Source organism: Bacillus haikouensis (genome assembly GCF_013179555.1).
Taxonomy (GTDB): domain Bacteria; phylum Bacillota; class Bacilli; order Bacillales; family Bacillaceae_B; genus Rossellomorea; species Rossellomorea haikouensis_A.
In genome coordinates, this window is the sequence record NZ_JABMCR010000054.1 from 1 (window position 1) to 19,619 (window position 19,619).

The 19,619-nt window shown below is 42.1% G+C and carries 20 protein-coding genes and 2 pseudogenes; 11 read left to right on the forward strand and 11 right to left on the reverse strand.

The window, feature by feature from the left end:
* The 5 genes and pseudogenes from HP456_RS25625 to HP456_RS07385 form a co-directional block, all read right to left on the reverse strand.
* Positions 1-141: pseudogene (locus HP456_RS25625) on the reverse strand (IS3 family transposase); the annotation flags it as partial.
* A gap of 541 nt (positions 142-682) precedes the next feature.
* Positions 683-862 carry a hypothetical protein gene (locus HP456_RS25030; protein WP_246288847.1) on the reverse strand — a complete coding sequence of 60 codons (180 nt, stop codon included), beginning with the start codon at positions 860-862 and terminating at the stop codon, positions 683-685.
* 151 nt (positions 863-1,013) lie between these two features.
* Positions 1,014-1,550 (reverse strand): DUF3267 domain-containing protein, encoded by a 537-nt coding sequence (locus tag HP456_RS07375; protein WP_172249557.1) that lies wholly within the window; start codon positions 1,548-1,550, stop codon positions 1,014-1,016.
* A gap of 373 nt (positions 1,551-1,923) precedes the next feature.
* A complete protein-coding gene (locus HP456_RS07380) occupies positions 1,924-2,499 on the reverse strand; it encodes an HTH-type transcriptional regulator Hpr (protein WP_172249559.1) in 576 nt (191 codons plus the stop codon).
* Between the two features lie 453 nt (positions 2,500-2,952).
* Positions 2,953-3,321, reverse strand: coding sequence for a YtxH domain-containing protein (locus tag HP456_RS07385; RefSeq protein WP_172249561.1), 369 nt, complete (start codon positions 3,319-3,321; stop codon positions 2,953-2,955).
* A gap of 153 nt (positions 3,322-3,474) precedes the next feature.
* On the opposite strand from HP456_RS07385, the gene yhzF reads away from it, so the two are divergent.
* Entirely contained in the window at positions 3,475-3,666 is a 192-nt protein-coding gene (yhzF, locus tag HP456_RS07390; protein ID WP_172249563.1) for a membrane protein YhzF, read from the forward strand.
* A gap of 436 nt (positions 3,667-4,102) precedes the next feature.
* On the opposite strand, the gene HP456_RS07395 is transcribed toward yhzF, so the two are convergent.
* Positions 4,103-4,639: a tryptophan transporter gene (locus HP456_RS07395; protein ID WP_172249565.1), complete on the reverse strand. Its 537-nt coding sequence runs from the start codon at positions 4,637-4,639 to the stop codon at positions 4,103-4,105.
* Positions 4,640-4,809: 170 nt separating this feature from the next.
* Entirely contained in the window at positions 4,810-5,232 is a 423-nt protein-coding gene (locus tag HP456_RS07400; RefSeq protein WP_172249567.1) for an HIT family protein, read from the reverse strand.
* Positions 5,233-5,937: 705 nt separating this feature from the next.
* Between HP456_RS07400 and HP456_RS07405 the strand changes: the two genes are divergently transcribed.
* From HP456_RS07405 to HP456_RS07415, 3 genes are read left to right on the forward strand one after another with little or no spacing between them, the layout of a single operon-like run.
* Positions 5,938-6,681 (forward strand): ABC transporter ATP-binding protein, encoded by a 744-nt coding sequence (locus HP456_RS07405; protein WP_172249569.1) that lies wholly within the window; start codon positions 5,938-5,940, stop codon positions 6,679-6,681.
* On the forward strand, positions 6,671-7,903 hold the full coding sequence (locus HP456_RS07410; protein WP_246288849.1) for an ABC transporter permease: 1,233 nt from the start codon (positions 6,671-6,673) through the stop codon (positions 7,901-7,903). Before HP456_RS07405 ends, HP456_RS07410 begins: the two co-directional genes overlap by 11 nt.
* 59 nt (positions 7,904-7,962) lie before the next feature.
* Entirely contained in the window at positions 7,963-8,667 is a 705-nt protein-coding gene (locus HP456_RS07415; RefSeq protein ID WP_172249571.1) for an EcsC family protein, read from the forward strand.
* Positions 8,668-8,706: 39 nt separating this feature from the next.
* Here the strand turns inward: HP456_RS07415 and HP456_RS07420 are convergent, their stop codons facing one another.
* Positions 8,707-9,912, reverse strand: a complete 1,206-nt coding sequence (locus HP456_RS07420) for a M20 family metallopeptidase (protein WP_312857740.1) — start codon at positions 9,910-9,912, stop codon at positions 8,707-8,709.
* Positions 9,913-10,017: 105 nt separating this feature from the next.
* On the opposite strand from HP456_RS07420, the gene HP456_RS07425 reads away from it, so the two are divergent.
* The gene (locus HP456_RS07425) at positions 10,018-10,608 is read left to right on the forward strand and encodes a phosphatase PAP2 family protein (protein WP_172249573.1); all 591 of its coding nucleotides are present in this window, start codon (positions 10,018-10,020) and stop codon (positions 10,606-10,608) included.
* Between the two features lie 48 nt (positions 10,609-10,656).
* Here the strand turns inward: HP456_RS07425 and HP456_RS07430 are convergent, their stop codons facing one another.
* On the reverse strand, positions 10,657-12,048 hold the full coding sequence (locus HP456_RS07430) for a hypothetical protein (RefSeq protein ID WP_172249575.1): 1,392 nt from the start codon (positions 12,046-12,048) through the stop codon (positions 10,657-10,659).
* 229 nt (positions 12,049-12,277) lie between these two features.
* On the opposite strand from HP456_RS07430, the gene liaF reads away from it, so the two are divergent.
* From liaF to HP456_RS07445, 3 genes are read left to right on the forward strand one after another with little or no spacing between them, the layout of a single operon-like run.
* Complete coding sequence (gene liaF / locus HP456_RS25495; RefSeq protein WP_172249577.1) at positions 12,278-13,084, forward strand: cell wall-active antibiotics response protein LiaF; 807 nt, start codon at positions 12,278-12,280, stop codon at positions 13,082-13,084.
* A gap of 28 nt (positions 13,085-13,112) precedes the next feature.
* Entirely contained in the window at positions 13,113-14,144 is a 1,032-nt protein-coding gene (locus HP456_RS07440) for a sensor histidine kinase (RefSeq protein WP_246288852.1), read from the forward strand.
* Positions 14,145-14,176: 32 nt separating this feature from the next.
* Positions 14,177-14,803: a response regulator transcription factor gene (locus HP456_RS07445; protein ID WP_172249593.1), complete on the forward strand. Its 627-nt coding sequence runs from the start codon at positions 14,177-14,179 to the stop codon at positions 14,801-14,803.
* Positions 14,804-14,990: 187 nt separating this feature from the next.
* On the opposite strand, the gene HP456_RS07450 is transcribed toward HP456_RS07445, so the two are convergent.
* Complete coding sequence (locus HP456_RS07450; protein ID WP_172249579.1) at positions 14,991-15,494, reverse strand: antibiotic biosynthesis monooxygenase family protein; 504 nt, start codon at positions 15,492-15,494, stop codon at positions 14,991-14,993.
* A 254-nt stretch (positions 15,495-15,748) separates the two neighbouring features.
* Here HP456_RS07450 and hemE point away from each other — a divergent pair, with 254 nt between their 5' ends.
* From hemE to hemY, 3 genes are all read left to right on the forward strand, one after another.
* On the forward strand, positions 15,749-16,780 hold the full coding sequence (hemE, locus tag HP456_RS07455; RefSeq protein ID WP_172249581.1) for a uroporphyrinogen decarboxylase: 1,032 nt from the start codon (positions 15,749-15,751) through the stop codon (positions 16,778-16,780).
* Between the two features lie 29 nt (positions 16,781-16,809).
* Positions 16,810-17,742 carry a ferrochelatase gene (gene hemH / locus HP456_RS07460; RefSeq protein WP_172249583.1) on the forward strand — a complete coding sequence of 311 codons (933 nt, stop codon included), beginning with the start codon at positions 16,810-16,812 and terminating at the stop codon, positions 17,740-17,742.
* A gap of 183 nt (positions 17,743-17,925) precedes the next feature.
* The gene (gene hemY / locus HP456_RS07465) at positions 17,926-19,329 is read left to right on the forward strand and encodes a protoporphyrinogen oxidase (RefSeq protein ID WP_172249585.1); all 1,404 of its coding nucleotides are present in this window, start codon (positions 17,926-17,928) and stop codon (positions 19,327-19,329) included.
* 32 nt (positions 19,330-19,361) lie between these two features.
* On the opposite strand, the pseudogene HP456_RS07470 reads toward hemY, so the two are convergent.
* Positions 19,362-19,619: pseudogene (locus tag HP456_RS07470) on the reverse strand (spore gernimation protein); the annotation flags it as partial.

The window sequence follows — 19,619 nt, forward strand, 5'->3', positions numbered from 1 at the left end:
TAAATTCATCTTTGTAGGTAATTCCCTTAGCGCTTACAGCTTTCACAAAAGGATTAATGGATAATTGTTTGATTTCTTTCTCTGTGAATGTTTTTTTACTCATGATGTTTCCCCGATTTCTACTAGTTGTCTATTTGTCATTATACAAAAAAATACCCTATAGGTAGACTTTTTTTAAGTGTCTACTCTATAGGGTACATTTTAGTTAATCGAGCTGGTTTTTTTATGGAGTGAAGTTGGCGGCCATTTGAGAAAGCCCATCCGGATTCTAATTTTTCAAAGGGAGCAAAACGACCGCCTCCGCTTTTCTATTGTCCAGCTCCGGCGGCTAGAGGCTTGAGACATAAGACAAAACCCCCAAAAAGGCAAAGAACGCCTTTCCGGGGATTTTGTCTTATGCTTGTCGCCTCTGAGCGAGCCGCCTCCGCTTTTCTAACTGTCCAGCTCCGGCGGTCTGCTCCCGTTTGAAAATTAACCTTTTGCTTTTGAGGCAAAAAGCGCCTCTAAAGCAAAAGAACATTTTTCAAATGGAGCAAAACGGCCGCCTCCGCTTTTCTATTGTCCAGCTCCGGCGGCTAGAGGCTCGAGACATAAGTCAAAACCCCCAAAAAGGCAAAGAACGCCTTTCCGGGGGTTTCGTCTTATGCTTGTCGCCTCTGAGCGAGCCGCCTCCGCTTTTCTATTATGTATACAATATTTCTACGTACGAAGATACCAGAAGTATGGTGATTAGAATGTTGATGGTTCTAAATACTTTGGGCTGGCGTTCTTCAGGTATTTCTTTTTGTAAGCATAGTGCGTTTGTCATTTTGTTTATATAAAATAGAATAAACACTGCGAATATTAAAAACATGGAGATCATTCTAACCCCTCCCCGTTATCTCCTATAAGCTATACGATACCAAAATATGAATCAGAATGGTAGAGCGAGTATTGCCGAAATATTGGTAATAATAAAGTGGAAGGATGATGGCAGATCATTGCTTTTAAAAGCGAATGGATCTTTATCATCCTTATTGGTAAATGAGGATTTCATATCCGTCTTCATTCTCTTCGATTAATGCTTTCTTAGGCGAATACATCAATTGTTTTGCATAAATGAAATCAATGGCACAGACTCCTGAATGGAACGCTAATAAAATAGCGAAATAATGAGAGTAATGAGGGAACTGTATGCATCCTGCCAGTAAAAGGCTGTTAATGAACAGGAACGGTGCCAACAGCGCGATCATATAAAGATGCTTTGATATTGGACGATTGACCCTCAGGGAAACGATTGGAAGAATGATGAGCTTCCTGTCCCATTTCCATCTCATCTTATTCACATAAGGGAGAATCGGTAACAAATGAATGAGTTTATGCAATGGATATATACTTATAAGGCCTAATACAAATCCCAGTAAATGATTGTCGTAAAACGAACTGGAATAGACTAAATTCATTGGTACGTATATTAAAGAGAATACCATCATCATGATGATGGATGAAAGTAAAAAGACTCGATAAAAGCCAAATTGTCTTTCTAAATTGATTGTTTTCCAACAGTGCATAAAAAAATCGCCTCCATAGACGATAGTGTTGTAAATGAGCGCTTTACATACTTTATTACGATTAAAGGAAAAAATCAATACATAATCTGAGATTTTTTTATAAATAAATAGAAGAAAAGGAGGTCTGGTATATAAAAGTTGATTACAGCAGTGCAACAAGGAATGTGTGCTGGAATATACAAATGATTTCGACATATGAAAGGTGATAAGATTTGAGGATTGTGAGGTGATACACAAAAGAAAACAAAAGTAAAAAGCGGATAGGTTGCAATATGTATTCCGCTTTTTAAATATAATGCAGATCAAAAAAATGTGTGATAGCTGCATCGCCTCATGACGTATGGTCAAACCTGCATGACAATGTTGGTAATGGTTAAGCAAGTTCCTCTTCATCTTCAAATAATTCACTGAGCTTGGAATTGTCCTCCGCAAACTCACTGTCGATGTTGTTGAATGATTTTTCGAAGATTTCCATAAAATCATTCCCGTAAATATTCCGTACTACTGACATCATCTCGATCATTTCAGGGAATTTTCCATAAAGTTCTTTTAATGGGGCAACTCCTTGAAAAATTGAATGCTTTTCTGGTTTATAATTTTTCATCAGCTCAAGCAGGATTTTTTCGCCTTTATCTGTAAGCTGGATATATGTGTTCCTTTTGTCATTATCACGTTTTGAGAATTCAAGTAATTCACGTTCTTCCAGTTTTTTCGAAAAATTGAAAGCTGTAGATACATGCATGACCCCGAACTTTGCCACATCAGAAATAGATGCACCCTTTAGATGATATGCAATCCAAAGGATATGATGTTCATTAATATTTAAATCATAAGGCTTGATCCATTGCTGCCAGTCTTTTTCGATGGCCTTCCACAACGCTTTACTCAGCTGAGCCATTCGCTGACTGAAGATGATTGCCTCTTTCAATGAATATTCTCTTTCTTCCATCCCTTACACCCACTTTGTTAGAAAATCTTTTCTTTATTGCGCATGCCCATTATTCTTGCTGGAAACAGCTATCGATTAAAGAAAGCGCTTTTATTTTATTATGCCAATAAAATAAAAATTAATAAAGGATAAATTGACAAAATTTTTCGAAGTATATGTTTTTATTTGGTTCGTTCTTACATATCTTTGTTGATTTCCAAGGAAGACTTTGCTTTCCCGGGTGACTTCAAGCCTCAAACTGGACTGGTCTTACATTCCATTAGCCGCCCAGCTGCAGCAGTTTTATTAAGAGCTGCGACAAATATAAGTATAACTCCCCTCAGGCGATGGATATCTTTACATCCAAACTGAACTTCTTTTTTTCTAATATATATTTGTTTAATGAATGAGAAAGAAGACCCCTTCTGTATTATTAAACAATACAATAAAGGTCCTCTTTCTAATAAGGTCTTTTTAATTCGGCTTGTTACTGGTATTCAGTGAGCGTTCGAGTTCTTCGATTTTGGATTGAATCAATTGGATTTCCTGCTGGAGTTTCTGGTTGTTTGGTTCGGTCGATGCCTGCCATTGCTTCACGGATGCCTGGAGATCCTTTGAAATTTGCTGGACGGTTTCTTTTCCTTCTTGTGAAAGGGTGCTGATTGAATCCTTCAGTTCTCCCAGATGCACTTTCATTTCTTCAAACACCTGGCTCCAATCTTCTTTTTTGCTTTTGATTTGAGTTCTTAGTTCTTTTCCGGATGAAGGGGTGGAAAGGAGGGAGCCAATTCCCCCAATGACACCGCCAATGATTAATCCATAAGTTAAAGATTTTATCTTCATGTACATCACCTCGTTATTCTATAATACTTACTTCTACAAAATACATGTATTTTCCTTTTCCCCATCAAAAGGGATTGAAAACAAGTAAGTTCATATCCGGACTCCCTTCCGCATAAAAATAAAGGTAAGAGGCGGAGTAGAGGAGGGGTAAAGATGGACGGGATTATTTTTGGTTTTTTTGCTTTGAGCGGCGTGCTATTCTTGAGCATGGTTTATAATTTTATCAGTATCCAAAGGCCCGGTATGTATCCTCCTAAAAATATGTTGAAGAGAAGAGCGGCGGTTTTGGGATCTGGCGGTGTTATCACATTCTTGATAGGGATCTTGTTTTGGCTTGCTGCCTGAAAGATATAAAGAAAAGCGCAAGCGCCTTGATCAGCCCCGACAAGCGCTTCCGGGCCGACCAGTGAAGTCGCACTTTGACTTCATTGGACGGACCGAAACGTCTCGAGGGGCTAGGCGCTGGAGCTGGACAATAAGAAAAGCGCAAGCGCCTTGATCAGCCCCGACAAGCGCTTCCGGGCCGACCGGTGAAGTCGCACTTTGACTTCATTGGACGGACCGAAACGTCTCGAGGGGCTAGGCGCTGGAGCTGGACAATAAGAAAAGCGCAAGCGCCTTGATCAGCCCCGACAAGCGCTTCCGGGCCGACCGGTGAAGTCGCACTTTGACTTCATTGGGCGGACCGAAACGTCTCGAGGGGCCAGGCGCTGCACATTTCTTAAACTTAATATAATTATAAAAAGGACAGTATTGCAGCTGCAATACTGTCCTTATATGATTAGGAAAGTTGTTCAATCGTAAGTGTTTCCTTCATGCTGGAACGCTTCAGGATGGAGTGTATGATTGGATAGACAACAAACATCGCTCCGGCATTAACAATGGTTGCAGGCAGTACGACCGCTGCAAACAGTGCGAAGAATGCTCCGGGAAGTCCGACAATCAAGTATGCGGAAAGCAGGAATATACTTCCGGATACAAGAGTACCTGCTGCAGTAAGTAAAGAAGCTCCCAATACAGAGCGTGTAATCTTTTGTGTAGCTAAAAACAATGCGTAGAACACAAAAGCCGTTATGGGTTTGTCAATTAAGTTAGGTAAAAATCCGCCCGGGAATTGTGTTGTCAATCCGGAAATGACTCCAGTCAGCACTCCTAGCAGCAGAACGTTTTTCTTTGCTGGGAACAGGATAATGCCCAGGAACATCATTGTTAGCATCATATCTGGTTTCATCCCTAAAAAGAATCCGGGAATCACCGTATGAAGGACGGCTCCGATCCCCACTAATAAAGACAGGGATACAAGTGTTTTTGTATTCATTTCTCATCTCTCCTCAACTGGTCTGGTCTATTTTTATCCCTTTCCTGATGTGCACTCGTTGCCATCAGCGAAAGATAGATAAATTATAACACATGATGCAACCGTGTCAAAGATTTAATTTTCAAAAAAATAGACATCCGCCACTGTTGAGTGAAGGATGTCTGATTAGTTTATGAAAGATGTTTGGATATTGAATCGGCGATTGCTTTGAGGTCATCTCCGCTATAATCATCATTATGTGTTTTCCAGACTGCCCCAAACCCGTCCCCCTGGCCATAGCGAGGGATGAAGTGCATGTGGAAGTGGAATACAGATTGACCGGCTTCTTCACCTGTATTGTTCAATAAATTGAATCCGACCGGCTCGAATTCCGCTTTAAGGGCATTGGCAATTTTGGGAGCAACCGAGAAAACGTGACTTGCTGTTTCGGGAGATAATTCATAGATGTTTTCTTTATGTATTTTAGGGATTAAAAGGGTATGTCCTTTTGTTACTTGGCTGATATCAAGGAATGCCAGCACATGTTCATCTTCGTATACTTTCATGGAAGGGATATCCCCATCGATGATTTTACAAAAAATACAATCGCTCATTTTATTTCCACCTTTCAGTAATGGGAGTATACTATTTAGTTTATCACGATTGGAAAAAGAATGAAAAGTAAAGAAGAGACAGGTAAGGATTACCTGCCTCTCTTTGAAGGGGAAATCTATAAAGGTAAATTCTCATGATTCCTTTCTTTGATAAACACCTCATTTGCTTTGTAGCTTAATCAGAGATTCCATTCAAAAGCAGAATGAACAATTTGCAATGCGACCATCCCCAATTCTTTTAGCTGTTTAGCTTAAGACTCTAGAAATTTTAAGTGGTCTGCGACAAACACCTCATTTGGCTATAAGCATGATTTGTGTAATCTTGGAAAATGAATGACTTTGTTCAAAGTGACCATCCCCTTATCTTTTTAAGCTGAAAAGCTGTATAAGATAATTGATTCAGTCAAAATGTTCTTTAACAAACACCTCATTTATCAGTATGGTGATGAATGAATATGGTGAGTGTGTCATTCACTATGAAAGAGACTATCCTTTAAGCCGCAAACAATAGTGAAATCGGTAAACTGGTCTTTAACAACCACCCCGTTTTTCTTATTGCTGGCCCCTTCAAATATTAGAATGTGCAGGAATGACAAAGTTATGAATACTAATAAATGGAATATGATGTTCTTACACGGTGCCTTCTGGAACAAATTTTGCTAAAATAGAGTCAAACCATGTAGAAGAGAAAGGACGTTGCTGCCCATGGCATTATTAGAGATCAATCACCTTGTCGGAGGCTATACACGAAAGCCTGTATTAAAGGATATCAGCTTTTCAATCAATTCGAGCGAAATTGTCGGTTTGATCGGTTTGAATGGAGCGGGGAAAAGTACGACGATCAAACATATCATCGGATTGATGGAACCGAAACAGGGAGAGGTTTCAATAAACGGCCACACATTGAAGAAAGATGCCGATCAATATCGCAGGCAATTTTCATACATACCAGAGACACCTATCCTATATGATGAATTGACTCTGGAAGAGCATTTAAAGCTGACTGCCATGGCATATGGCTTGACAGAAGACGAATATAAAGCAAGGGTTGGAAAACTGCTGAAGGCTTTCCGAATGGAAAAGAAGCTGAGCTGGTTTCCTGCTCACTTCTCCAAAGGGATGAAGCAGAAGGTGATGATCATGTGCGCGTTTCTTATTCAACCGAGCCTGTACATCATAGATGAGCCGTTTGTAGGTTTGGATCCTCTTGGAATCCAGTCATTATTGGACTGGATGGAAGAAATGAAGCGGAGCGGTGCAGGAATTTTGATGTCCACTCATATCCTCGCCACGGCAGAAAGATATTGTGATTCTTTCATTATCCTTCATGAAGGGAAAATCAGGGCAAAGGGGACACTTGAGGAACTGCGAACAGAATTTGCCATGCCCGGAGCGACCCTGGATGACATTTATATCCAACTGACAAAGGAAGAGTCCGATGATGAATAATGTAGATAGCATTTGGAAGAAGCGGATTATCGAATACAATCAGGAACTCCAGAAATATCTTAAATATATGTTTAATGATCATTTGCTCTTTGTATTGATTTTTGCATTGGGCGGAGCGGCCTTCACCTACAATCAATGGGTAAAGACACTTGATCCTTCTTTTCCTGCAGCATTCATCATGGCCGCGATAGTGGGGCTGATTCTTGCGTGGAGCCCTGTGTATACCTTTCTGAAAGAAGCGGACGCTGTATTTCTACTTTCTCTAGAAGGTAAACTATCGGGGTATTTCAGGAAAAGTATCTGGATCAGCTTCATGTTCCAGTCGTATATTCAGCTCCTTGTGCTGGCGGCTTTGATGCCTATGTATGTTGCAGTTTCAGGTAATGGCTTCAGAAGTTTCTTCCCGTTACTTGCACTCGTTTTGGGAATCAAGCTATGGAATCTGTATGTCAGGTGGTTCATGCTCCGTTATCAGGAAAAGGAGGCACATTTAATCGACAGCATTATCCGTTTTTTATTATCAGCTTCCTTAATGCTGCTTGTTTTATCAGACGCCCATATATTGATGACCATGGCTGTCGCATTTATCATGGCCGCTTATTTTATTTATTTTTATCAAACATCAAAAAAGAAGAATTTGAAATGGGATTTGCTCATTCATCTCGAACAGCAGAGAATGCTGATGTTTTACCGAATTGCCAATATGTTTACGGACGTACCGAAGCTGAAAGGGAAAGTGCACAGGAGGAAATGGCTTGATTTCATCGTTAAAACAGACTTTTCACAAAGCTCAACATACCGTCATTTATATCTTCGCTCCTTGGTCAGAACGAGTGAATTTTCTGGTCTTTATACACGATTGACATTGATCGGAGCAGTACTGATCTATACAAGCCAATCCTTCCTCATCAACATCCTGACGGCACTGTTGTTCCTGTATTTAACTGGATTCCAGCTGGTCCCTCTGTATAAACGCTTTGATTATAAAATATGGGTGCTCATCTACCCGCTGTCACAAGATTTGAAGACATCGTCATTTAAGAATGTACTGAATCAGTCCATGATGATGCAGTCGATTATTTTTACACTTCCCCTTTTATTAAAAGGGATGTGGATGGAGGCAATCATCGTTCTCCTGGCATGCTTTGTTTTTTCTTTATTGTTCAGCCAATACTATTTAATTCAGCGATTGAAAAAAATGGACAGCAGCTTTTATCTTTGAAACCAATGAGCTTCCCCTTACGTATAAAGGAATGATGAATCCAAAAGGTGGGATGGACAATGTATCAGGAAAGAGAAGAGCTTGAAACCTGGAAGAGGAGATTCAATAAAAAATCGTCTATTTTCCAACGGGCTTCGAAGCAGGCACAGAATAAGGTGAATCAATTCATTCCGGAAAAAGCACATAGAATGATAACGGATAGTATCAAGAAGATGGTGGAAGTGACTCTGAAGGGGAGCGAATGGATCAAACTTTCAACGTTTGAGTCCATGCCCTCTTTGCATGAGAGAGAAGAACGGATGAAAGAAAGACTTGAGTTCCATCGGAAAACTGCCGTCATCGAAGGTGCAGGCACTGGAGCGGGGGGCATTTTTCTCGGTCTTGCGGATTTCCCTTTGCTGCTATCCATCAAGATGAAGTTCCTCAGTGAGTGCTCAGCGATACATGGCTATGATGTCAGAAAGTACGAGGAGAGATTGTTTCTTCTGTATGTGTTCCAGCTTGCCTTCTCCAGTGATGACCATAAGAGAGAAACATTGCTTGTCATCGAGAACTGGAAAGAGGAGAAGGAAAAACTGAAAGAAATGGACTGGCGTTCGTTTCAGCAGGAATACCGTGATTATATCGACTTTGTGAAGATGCTGCAGTTAGTACCAGGGGTCGGTGCAGTGGTAGGGGCATATGCGAATTATCAGCTCCTGGATCAACTTGGTGAGGTAGCGAAATATGCTTACCGCATCCGTTATTTCAATGAACATGATTGAAATTAAAAAAGATCGGCTGCGGCCGATCTTTTTTGGTGATTATTTTTTAACGGTGATCCCTGGTTCGATGTATTTCTTTTGATAGTGAAAGGCTGCAGAAGCCAATGTTTTCGCGGCAGTCAGTAACGCCTTTTCATTGATATCGAATTTAGGGTGGTGATGCGGATACAGTGTTTCTGCATTTTCTGGGGCTGCCCCGGTGAAGAAGAAGGTGCCTTTGATTTTTTCCAGGTAGTATGCAAAATCCTCCCCTCCCATTTGGAGCTCGATTTCTTCCACGTTATGAACTTCATCGATGTCAGCCGCACATTGTATGAGAAGCTGGGTTTCTTCCGAATGATTCACAACTGCCGGGTATCCACGTTCATAACGGTAATCATAGTCACAATTGAAAGATAAACAGACTCCCTTCAGGACCTGTTCAATTTCGGTCTCAATGAAATCCCTGACCTCAGGAGCGAATGTCCGGACAGTACCGATGAGCTTAGCTTGGTCAGCGATGACATTGAATGCATTGTCTGCCACAAATGAACCTACTGTAACGACTGCGGGATCGATCGGGTTCACGCGCCTGCTTACAATCTGCTGAAGGTCAGTTATCAATTGTGCGCCTGCAACGATTGCATCCTTTGTTTTATGGGGTTGGGCACCGTGGCCGCCGGATCCTTTGATGATGACTTCAAATCGGTCGGCAGCAGCCATTACCGGTCCGGTTCTGAAGAGCACTTTCCCGAGCTTTTCTGTCGCCCATAAATGAGTGCCGAATATGACATCGACGCCATCCAGACAGCCATCCTCTATCATCGGCTTTGCTCCGCCTGGTGCATACTCTTCCGCGTGCTGATGGATAAGTTTGATCGATCCAGGCAGATGTTCCTTTAATTCATTCAGCGTTTTTCCAAGAACGAGAAGTGTTGCTGTATGGCCGTCATGTCCGCATGCATGCATTACCCCAGGTACGGTTGAACGGTATTCAACTTCCTTTTCATCTTGAATCGGAAGGGCATCAAAGTCTGCGCGCAAGGCGACCGTTTTCCCAGGAAGCCTTCCTTTAATGGTGGCCACAACTCCATTTCCACCAACATTTTCCCGGACCTCAATCCCCAGTCTGCGATAGTAATCAGCTATATAGGCAGCCGTCTTCTTTTCATGAAATGACAACTCTGGATGCTGGTGCAAAAATCTTCTGATCTCTACCATTTCTGGCCATCTCTGTTCTAGTTTTTGATATAATTCTTTCAGCACGATGGAACCTCCTTATAGTTCTTGAACATTTAGAATATTATAACATTAAAAAGGGAGCACAAATAGTCAATTGAAAGAGAATACTAGTTGTGAAGGAGGAAATCAATGAAGAAAATAATCTACATACCGGGCATATTTTCTTTCATCCTTTTTTTGGCGCTTGCCCATTTCGTGTTTCATGAACTGTCCATACCTTGGGACCCATATTTAGCAGAGAATCTGACTCATTTGAAATTTATTAAAATTTTTTCTGTGGCCGGCACAGAACTTGTGATCGGCGGTGGTTCTATACTGCTGATTCTATATCTCTGGCGGGTGAAAAAAGACTTCGCGGGCATATTGACGGTCGTAGTCGCAGTTGCCGGGAGTAATGTGCTGAATAAAGTAATAAAAAATCTCATGGAGCGGGAGAGGCCCGCGGCTGCACTTGAGGAAGATGGGTTCAGTTTCCCCAGTGGTCACGCAATGGTCGGAATGGTCTTTTACTTGACAGCTGCCTATTACCTCAGCAGGGAGTTCTCTTCTGTCAAAGTGAAATGGGGCATCTGCATACTGGCTCTGCTGATTACAGTCCTTACCGGAATGAGCAGAATAGTGGAACAAGCCCATTACCCTTCAGATGTACTGGCCGGTTTTCTCATCGGCTACTCTATTTTTACGCTGACAACTTTCCTATACGAAAAAAGACCGGATTAAAAGGTCCGTCCCCCATTGTCGATACAATGGGGGACGGGCCTTTTCGCTCTATATAAGGAACATGGTAACGATTGTCGTGACTGTAAGTCCGATGATGACGGGCAGCATATTCCTTCTGGCCAGTTCGAATGGGTCGACGTTGCAGATGGCGGCTACCGGGATGATAGCCCATGGTACCAGTGTTCCCCCTCCAACCCAAATGCCTGCTATTTGTCCGAGCGCCGTAAGAGTTGCTGCACCAGTGCCGATGCTTTCCGCGAACAAGTTGCCGACAGATCCGGCAAGTGAAATTCCGGAGAATCCTGATCCGTCAAGCCCGGTAATGGCTCCGACTATAGTTAAAGTAACAGCCCCGACAGCTTTAGAAAGTGGAACGACCGCTGCAAGGGATGCACCGAGATCATTCACGATACCATGAGATGTTTTTGGCAGGAAATCACCGATAATGGTCTGAAAGCCTGCATCACCAAGATAGAAGAATGCTGCGATCGGAATAACCGGTCCGAAGACTTTAAACCCAAATTGAAAGCCGTCGATCAGAAAGCTTGTTGTCCGTTCCAACCCACTAGCTTTGAATGCGGAAAGTGAAATAATCAGTAAAATGAAGATCGAGGTCCCGCCGATTAGCGCAGTGGCATCCCCGCCCTGCAGGTCAAATGAAACCATGGCCGTGATATTCAACGCAAATAATACCGGGATAAGAAGTGCGATCAGCTTTTTCCAGCGGTTTGATAATAAATCAGGTTCTGCCCCCTTCCCATCATCCAGAAAGCTTGACTGATTGACTGTCAAGATCCCTTTCTTCATATCGCGTTTTATAAAGATGAAAGCAGTGACCGTGGTCACAATCCCCATGACGATCACTAGAGGCACACTTGCTGCAATCACATCAGAAACAGGGATTCCGGCGGCATCTGCAGTCAACTTAGGTGCGGCTTGAATGACGAAATCACCGGAAAGAGCAATTCCATGTCCGAATAAGTTCATTGCCATCGCGATGCCGAGAGCCGGAAGACCTACCCGCAATGCCACAGGCACAAGAATAGCACCGAGTAATGCCACCGCTGGTGATGGCCAGAAAAACCATGAGATCAACATCATGACAATACCGATCGTCCAATAAGCCAGCGCAGGAGTACGAATGAATTTTGTAAACGGACGGATCATGACATCATTAATTCCGGTAACAGTAAGTCCTTTACTCATCGCTACAATGATCGAAATAACCAGTATGGTTGACAGCAATTCAGTAATCGCAAAGATAAAACTATTAAAAACAGAGCTTATTGAGCCGCTTAAGGAACCGGTTGCAACAAGGGCAATACTGAATATCCCCACAATACATATGATGGTTGTATCTTTTCTGAAAATCATAAATAGGATGATCAATCCTATGAAGACCAAGTAGATCCAATGAAGAGCCGTTAAGTCGATCCCCATTAGACATAACCTCCTTCACAAATCCCTTCTCAAATTGGGTAAACGCCCGAATCTGTACTATAGGTTATGAAGTAGAAAAAAAGGTGTGAATCAAACATTTCCGTCTGGAGACGTATAGGCATTCATACCGATGTTCCTCACTTGGGTAAGAAATAACCATTATAATGAAAGTAAATACAGGAATAATTGTCCTTATCTCGAATGATTTAGAAAGTAAGGTGGTGGAGAAGTGAGACATGGAGGAAGGAAGCAATGGTTCTTTTCATTGGTATTATTGATGGCGGGTGTAGCGCTGTTGCTGTTGAACATCGGTGTCATTTCCTTGGAAATAACGCAGATATTTGTCAGTATTATCCCTATTTTGCTGCTGTTGACAGGATTGAAATGGACGGTGGATGGTTTTCTTAGAAAAAGCTTTGGGAAACTCTCACTAGGTCTGTTCAGTCTTGTATACGGTACACTCATCATTCTCGATGAATGGAATAAAGTCGACTTTGATTATGGAAACTGGTGGAAGCTGTGGCCAATCCTTATTATTTCTATAGCAATTTCAAGAGCAGCATTTAACAGGTCGATTAAAGTGACCTTTACGAATGAATCTTCTCCTCAACAGGATTCGGCAGCCGAATTCGAAGCCGGTGAAAAGATTAAGGGAAAGCATATGAATAAAATCAATAAAAATTTCATCGTTGGGGAAGTAAAACGATCAGAACCCAACTGGTCATTAGAGCCAATGAGATTCCATAATGTGATCGGAGACTATTATTTTGATCTCAGTAAAGCATTCATCCCAGAAGGGGAGACACCGATTGAAATAAAGGGATGGGTGGGGGATCTTAAAGTGATTATTCCGGATAACGTCCCTATTGACATCATGATCAAAGTCAAAGTCGGTGATGTGAAGTTGTTTGACCAACATTCTTCTGAAGTTAGGTCTGATTTCCATTATCAGTCACCGGATTATGAGCAATCCAGCAAGAAAATCAAGCTCTCAGTAAATGTGAAGGTAGCTTCGATCAGAATCAGCGGAGTGTAAGAATCAGTTATAGAAAGGAGGCTAACTGTTGAACAGTTCTTCAACTCTAAGAAACTCTATTTTTAAAAGTTTTTTTATGATGTCCATCATGGCGACCCTGATATCCTTTGTCCTTTTACAAATCTATATGTTTATTTCAAGCAATGAAAGGGTTTCACTAAGTTTCTCGATTTTCATGATAATTACATTATTTTTCACCCTCGTCTTATTAAGCTTATATTTTGGATTGCGCACCAGCTTTGCATTCAAGGGTCGAATTGATGATATCTCCACATTCGTGACTTTGTTAAGGAGCGGGAAATTTTCAGCAAGGGTAGACTCGTACGGACATGACGAGCTTGGCCTGCTGGCGGATGAATTAAATCAGCTGGCCAAGTATATCCAGGAACAGGTCAAATCATTGCAGAGATTGGCTGATGAGAAATCAGAACTTGCCGAGAGGGCACACGGCGCTGCTGTCATGGAAGAACGTCAAAGGCTGGCAAGGGATTTGCATGATTCAGTCAGTCAGCAGCTGTTTGCACTCAATATGCTTTCTTCAGCAGCTTATAAAAATATTGGAGGGGATCCTGATAAAGCAGAGGGCATCATCAAGCAGGTTGCTGAAATCGCTGCCAAGGCCCAAGGGGAGATGAGGGCGCTGCTTCTGCATTTAAGACCTATAGATTTGAAGGGTGAGGGACTTCGCGAAGCATTAATGATCCTTATTGAGGAACTTAAAGAAAAGACACAACTTGAAATCGAAGCTGCACTGGATGGGATTGAAAATCTTTCAAAAGGAACAGAAACCCATATGTTCAGAATCATACAAGAAAGCCTTTCGAATATCCTCCGTCATTCAAAAGCAACAAAAGTAAAAATCATGACGGAGAAAAAAGAAGGCGTTGTAACTTTGTTTATAAGTGATAATGGAAAAGGGTTCAATCTAAGTGAAAGCAAGATGACGTCTTATGGACTTCAGACTATGAAAGAACGTGCTGAAGAAATCGGCGGATATTTTCAAATACGTTCGAGAGAAGAAGAAGGGACGTATATCGATCTGCGTGTTCCTGTCGCATAAAGGGGGAGAGTCGTGTGGAGAAAGTAAAAGTGATGATTGTAGACGATCATGAGATGGTCAGATTAGGGATTAAAACCTATCTGCTGACTGAAGAGCAGATTGAATTTCTAGGGGAAGCAAAGAGCGGGAATGAAGCCGTACAGCTAGCCAAGATCTATAAACCTGACGTCATATTAATGGATCTATTGATGGAAGATGGAGATGGAATTGCGGCCACCGAAAAGATATTAACTTTCCACCACAATTGTAAGATTATCATTCTAACAAGCTATTACGATGATGAGAAAGTATTTCCTGCTATTGAAGCAGGTGCTCATAGTTATTTATTGAAAACAGCAAGTGCAGAAGAAGTCACTTCTGCCATCTATAAAGCGGTAAAAGGTGAAGCGGTCATTGCTTCCAAGGTAGCTGATAAGATGATGACCCGTTTCAGGCTGCAGCCGAAAAAACCTCATGAAGACTTGACATCCCGGGAGTATGAGGTTCTTAGGTGTCTGGGAGAAGGAATGACCAATCAGGAAATTTCAGGAGTCTTATATATAGGAATAAAGACGGTGAAAACGCATGTAAGCAATATCTTAAGCAAACTCGGTGCAGCCGACCGGACCCAGGCTGCCATCTATGCAAACCGCAATGGGATATTATATAAAGAAGAATAAATCATTTGCTTGAATTGACGAGGAAGACGTCATTAAATATTAAAGTATAGTAGAAAGGAAAGGGTATAACTAATGAACAAGGGCGGGTCTCATCATCCTGAGATCCGCCCTTTCAGCCTGTCTTCCTGCATAATCCAGAATATCATCATGACCCTTGCAGGCTGGATATATTCATGAACCATTGGGATCATTCCCCGCTAACCTGATATTCTGTTACATACGACGCACGCGGAAAAATATCTTTTTTGGCATCAATTCCTTCATCAGTCCCGCGTTTTTCATGAGCTCTCTGATATTGCCTTGAGTTCTGCCATCCAAGGAAGCTTTGACGATCTTCCCAAAGAGTCATGATCACATAGGTATCAGTGTCCAAAGGTCGAAGCACACGGATTGCGATAAAACCGGGGACTTCCTCAATAAGTCCGGCGCGATTCTTAAATCGATATTCAAACAAGGGACGCCCCTCATCTGTAACAGGGATATTATTGAATACGGCATATCCCTTCTTTTCCAATGAGCCTGATTGGTCGACAATTTCATAGCGCCGTGGAGATTCAAATACAGTTTCTCCATTCGTTTCATGAATCAGCAGGGCATCTGTTTCCTTCATCAGGAGCATATTCTCATCTGGGTGCTGATTCAATATCTTGCTTAAAAACTCATCGGTCCCTGTCGTTATATACATCTTCATCTCATTCACCTCGTAAATGTATTCTCTCTGTTAATCTTCCCTATTCCGTTCGTTCTGTAACCTACATTTATCGGGATTTTTCAATTGATCATTAAAATCGGCAAATTTATGACATTTTTAGTTGATAACTATACATTTTCCCTGTAAAAGTCTATAGTTTATAAAGGTTACAGTTTGTGCGGTTAAACAATTTTTGAATTTATTTCATTTATAATACAATAGAACTAATGGATTTTTGAAAGGTGGCCGAAAGTATGAAACAACTGAATGATACATTTTTAAAAGCTGCAAGAGGTGAAGAAACGGACTATACACCCGTATGGTATATGAGGCAGGCGGGCAGGTCGCAGCCTGAATATAGAAAAATCAAGGAAAAGTATTCCCTATTTGAAATTACACATCAGCCTGAGCTTTGTGCGTATGTGACAAGACTTCCAGTCGAACAATATGATGTGGATGCTGCAATATTATATAAAGATATCATGTCGCCGCTGCCTGCTATCGGAGTGGACGTTGAAATTAAATCCGGTATCGGACCTGTGATCGACAACCCTATCCGTTCTGTGGCGGATGTTGAAAAACTTGGTGAAATCAATCCAGAACAGGATGTGCCTTATGTGCTGGATACAATCAAGCTTCTGACCAGGGAACAATTATCAGTACCATTGATCGGCTTTGCAGGAGCGCCATTTACGATGGCAAGCTACATGATCGAAGGCGGTCCTTCAAAAAACTATAATAAAACAAAAGCTTTTATGTACTCAGAACCGAAAGCCTGGTTTGCATTGATGGACAAGCTGGCAGATATGACGATTACTTATGGGAAAGCTCAAATCAAGGCAGGTGCCTCTGCTTTCCAAATCTTTGATTCATGGGTGGGTGCCCTGAATGTTCAGGATTACAGAATGTTCATCAAGCCAATCATGGAAAAGATATTCACTGAACTAAAAGAAGAGAATGTTCCATTGATCATGTTTGGTGTCGGTGCCAGCCATCTGGCTAATGAGTGGCACGACCTTCCGCTTGATGTAGTCGGGCTTGACTGGCGCCTGCCGATTTCGGAAGCGAGACAGATGGGTATTACCAAAACTGTTCAGGGAAATCTGGATCCGGCAATCCTTCTTGCTCCATGGGAAGTGATCGAAGAAAGAGCGAAAGCCATTCTTGATCAGGGGATGGAAATACCGGGCTATATCTTTAACTTGGGACATGGTGTTTTTCCTTCAGTTAGTCCGGACACACTGAAACGTTTAACAGCTTTTGTACACGAATACAGTGCAAAATAATCGATCAGATACTATAAGAGGTGAGAATTATGGCAAAAAAGAAGATGGGTCTTTTGGTTATGGCCTATGGGACTCCATATAAGGAAGAAGATATAGAGCGATACTATACTCATATTCGTCATGGCAGGACACCTTCTGAAGAAATGCTTGAAGATTTGCGCGGAAGATACGAAGCGATCGGAGGAATCTCGCCGCTCGCAAAGATCACGCTGGATCAGGCGAAGAGCCTGGAAGAACATTTGAATTCCTTACAGGATGAGATTGAATTTAAGATGTATCTCGGCTTGAAGCATATTGAGCCTTTTGTTGAAGATGCGGTGGAAGAAATGCATAAGGATGGTATAGAAGAAGCAGTTTCTATTGTCCTTGCTCCGCATTTCTCTACGTTCAGTGTCAAATCGTATAATGGAAGAGCGAAAGAAACAGCTGAGAAGTTAGGCGGTCCACACATTACTTCTGTGGAAAGCTGGTATGAAGAGCCGAAATTCATCGGTTACTGGGTGGACAAGGTGAAAGAAACGTACAGCAGCATGAGCGAAGAAGAACGTCAAAATGCTGTTCTCATTGTATCGGCACACAGCCTTCCTGAACGTATCCTGCAGAATGGAGATCCTTATCCTCAGCAGCTTGAAGAGACGGCAAAAATGATTGCTGAGGGTGCAGATGTAGAGCATTATGCCGTTGGCTGGCAGAGTGAAGGCAACACTCCGGATCCATGGCTCGGACCGGACGTTCAGGATTTAACCCGTGAGCTTTATGAGAAGAAAGGATACAAAACGTTCGTTTACACGCCTGTAGGTTTTGTTTCCGACCATTTAGAAGTTCTATATGATAACGATTATGAATGTAAGGTCGTAACCGATGAAATTGGTGCGAATTATTTCCGGCCGGAGATGCCGAATGCAAAGCCGGAATTCATTGACGCTTTGGCAGATGTCGTATTAAAACACGTAAATAAATAGTTCATGGCATTGCATTATTTTGAGTATCAAGGACTGAAGCTGATGAGTTCATTCTCAGGAGCTCAGTCCTTCTTCTTGATAATCAGGGAGGGGTACCTTGATTTAAATATTGTTTTCAGAATAATGAGCCAACTCTGCCGGTGATGAGCAGAGATTATAATTTGTATAAAGAAGGCGATGAATATGAGGGGACAACAAGTAAAAAAGGTTGTAGTAATCGGCGGAGGGATCACTGGGTTGACAGCCGCTTATTATCTGCAAAAAGAAATTCAGGAAAAAAATCTTCCCATCGAGTTGAAATTAGTGGAAGCTTCACACAGGCTGGGTGGCAAGATCCAAACTCTTATTCAAGACGGATACGTCATTGAAAGAGGACCTGATTCATTTGTACCGAGAAACTCCAGTCCCCTAAGACTGGCTGAAGAAATCGGGATAGACGATACAATGGTGGGCAGCAACTGGGGGAAATCCTTCGTCATCGCAGGAGGCGAACTTTACCCGATGCCCGGAGGTTCGATTATCGGGATACCGACTCAAATCGCCCCATTCATCACCACAAATTTATTTTCCCTGACAGGGAAAATGAGGGCGGCAGCTGACTTTATCCTTCCGAGATCAGGAGTAACCGATGACCAATCACTGGGGAAATTCTTCCGGAGAAGAATGGGGGATGAAGTAGTAGAGAATTTAATTGAGCCTTTACTGACAGGGATCTATGCCGGGGACATCGACCAATTGAGTCTGATGTCTACCTTTCCGGAACTTCAGAGGATTGAACAAGAACATCGCAGTTTGATCGCTGGAATAAAAAAAGCTGCGTCTCAGTCAAAAAATCAAGGGGAAAATGGCAGGTTCTTAACGTTCTCAAAGGGGCTGCAGTCACTTGTCGAGGGGGTAGAATCGGCTTTATCCCCAAAGACTGTTCACAAAGGGATGAAAGTATCCCGTATACGTCAGGAAACGGTTAATGGCTATACGATTCATTTTACAAATGGTCATCTTCTGGAGGCAGACAGTGTAGTGATTACAACACCTCATCATTCATTGCAATCCATGTTTCCGGAACTCCCATTCATGGACTTTCTGAAAAAAATGCCGGCCACATCTGTAGCGACCGTTTCAATGGGATTCAATCAGTCGGCGATAACAGAAAATACAAATGGAAATGAATTCATTGTATCCCGTAACAGTGACTTCTCAATTACAGCCTGTACATGGACACATAAAAAATGGCCGCACACAGCTCCTGAAGGAAAAGTATTGATCCGTTGTTATTTGGGGAAATCAGGGGATGAAACCATCGTGGATTTATCAGATGACCAAATTCAGCAAATCGTGCTTGAAGATCTGGAGAAAATAATGAAACTGGATGGAGAGCCTGATTTTACTGTCGTCACCCGTTACAAGGACTCCATGCCTCAATACACGGTCGGGCATCAAGAGCGTACAAACTCCCTTTATCGCTGCTTGGAAGAGGAGCTCCCGGGGGTTTTCATAGCCGGAAGTTCATTTGAGGGTCTTGGAATTCCGGAATGCATCGAACAAGGGGAGAAAGTGGTCCGGAAAGCACTCCAATTTATTCAATGAAGAAAGGACCTCCTTTTCGAGGTCCTTTCCTTTCATCCTATATCATTCTTTTTTTCTACACGATACCCCGAATGCTGCAATACCCAATTTTGAGGAAAAGCACTTCCCAGCGCCCAGTAACTCAATCCCCTCAGTTTATACTCATCCATTGTCTTATGTTTGGCCAATATGCTGCGTGAATCTTCAAACCATACTTCGTGCTGCTGACCGGTTTCATCCCAATAGTTGAAAAACGGTGCTTGATATTCGGTGTTATACTGGATGCGAACACCATATTTTCCCGCCATCTC